Genomic DNA, 962 nt, shown 5'->3' on the forward strand with positions numbered 1-962 from the left:
CGGTCGTGCCGGTCATCGTCGGCTGCGCGACGCTGCCGCGCCGGTCGTTCTATCCAGTCAACGTGATCTCCGCGCTCGTGTGGGCGCCCGTGCACGTCGCGCCCGGCATCCTGTTCGGCGCGTCGGCTGCGCTGGCCGCGGCGATCAGCGTGCGGGTCGCCGCGATCCTGCTGGTCGTGGCCGGGCTGGTCGCGCTCGTGTGGATCGGTGTGCGCGTCGCGCTGCGGCGCGGCTGGCCGTTGCTGCGCCGCGCGCTCGTCCAAACCGTGCATGCATGCGCGCGCCGCTGGCCGCGATTCGGCGCGCGGCTGCACGACGGGATCGCGTACTTGCGCGGGCTGCCCGGCGCGGTGCCCGTGCTCGCGCTGCTGTTCATCGGCTGCGTATGGCTGTTCGCGGGGATCGTGCAGGACGTCGTCGCGAACGATCCGCTGATGCATGTGGACATTGCGCTGTATGCGTTCCTGCAGAACCTGCGCACGCCACCCGGCGACGCCGTGATGAGTGCGCTCGCCGTGCTGCATGGGCACGACACGGGGCTGATCGTCGCGGCCGCGTTCCTCGTGTGGCTGATGATCCATCGCTGCTGGCTGACGGCGGCCTGGTGGCTCGCGACGATCGGTGTCGCCGTTGCGCTCGTGCCGGTGTTCGGCGCGAGCGTGCCCGGCGCGACGCCCGCGAGCCTGCCGCCCGGCGCGCTGCACGTGGCGCTGCCCGACGCCGACGCCGCGTTCGCGATCCTCGCGAGCAGCGGCCTCGGCTGGGCGCTCACGCGCGACCGGCCCGCGCTGTGGCGCATACCGGTCGTGACGGCGGTCGTGCTGTGGATCGTGCTCGGCGGCTTCGCGCGACTGTATGTCGGCGATACCTGGTTGTCGGGTCTGCTGGGCGGATGGAGCCTCGGGCTCGCGTGGTTCGCGCTGCTCGCCGGCGCCTATGCGTACTGGCGTGTGCGCGAGCAC

1 pseudogene is annotated in these 962 nt (G+C 72.7%); it reads left to right on the forward strand.

Features of this window, described 5'->3' with window-relative positions:
* Nucleotides 1-962 (forward strand): annotated as a pseudogene (locus tag JMF90_RS40515) (cytochrome O ubiquinol oxidase); the annotation flags it as partial.

The organism is Burkholderia sp. E168m23 (genome assembly GCF_016586125.1).
Lineage (GTDB): Bacteria > Pseudomonadota > Gammaproteobacteria > Burkholderiales > Burkholderiaceae > Burkholderia > Burkholderia orbicola.